Below are 957 nucleotides of genomic sequence, written 5' to 3' on the forward strand. Positions count from 1 at the left end.
TCAACCAAAGCGCGAGACAACGGATCTGGACTGCCGCAAGAAACGATGTACTCTTTTTGGCATAACGGGTCGCTATGCCACGCCAGCGCTTCAGGTGTAGAAAAGCGTTTTCAACCAAATGCCTGAGTCGATAGAGTTCCCGATCATATTTTCGTTTAACTTTACGATTTTTGCGGCTGGGAATTTGTGTTTCCATACCTTGGTGTTTCGCTTGTTCAGCGAGGGTATCACTGTCATAGCCTCGATCCGCTAATAAATGTTCTGCATCGAACCCTTTAATCAAATATTCAGCTTGTGAGCAATCCGCTGTGGTACCGCTTGTAATAATCGCTCTGACCGGCATACCATGCGCATCCACGGCCAAATGTATCTTTGAGTCGAGCCCCCTTTTGTGCGTCCCATATCTTGATTACCCCCTTTAGCTCCTGCTGCATGGGGATGAACTTTAATGTGGCTGGCATCGATCATTAACCACTCAAAATCCGGCTCAGCGATGAGTTGTTCGAGTAACCCTTCCCATATCCCTTTGTCCCGCCACCGGCAAAAACGGCGATGCGTATTTTTCCAGTCACCGTAATCGGACGGTAGATCTCGCCAGGGGGCACCTGTTCGTAAAATCCAAAATACTGCATTGATAAATAACCGATTGTCGTAAGCAACTCGTCCCCAATTCCCCTTTCGACCGGGTAAATGGGGTTCAAGTAAATTCCAAACATGATCGGAGATATCGTGACGACGGTATGCGGGTGCGCTCATGGTTAAGTCGCTCTATTTGTGAGATACAAACTTATTATGACACAAAATTACTCATGACGACACCATCTAGTACTACAGCCGTAATCATCCCAAAATTAACGTGTTATCTGATAATCAATAAACTGAGAAACCGTATCATTTCAAGCTGTTCTACGGGCATATTTCCGATTGAGAAAAACAAATACGGCTGTAGTACTAGTA

The 957-nt window shown here is 45.6% G+C and carries 1 protein-coding gene; it reads right to left on the minus strand.

Going from position 1 to position 957, the window contains the following annotated elements; genetic code table 11:
- A protein-coding gene (locus tag Xvie_RS20360; protein WP_422645965.1) for an IS5 family transposase occupies positions 1 to 756 on the minus strand; the annotation gives its coding sequence in 2 pieces (ribosomal slippage) (positions 1 to 381 and positions 381 to 756; 757 coding nt annotated over the 2 pieces). This gene is flagged as partial in the annotation.
- Positions 757 to 957 lie beyond the last annotated feature (201 nt).

Origin of the sequence: Xenorhabdus vietnamensis (assembly GCF_002127535.1) — a bacterium.
Taxonomy (GTDB): Bacteria; Pseudomonadota; Gammaproteobacteria; order Enterobacterales; family Enterobacteriaceae; genus Xenorhabdus; species Xenorhabdus vietnamensis.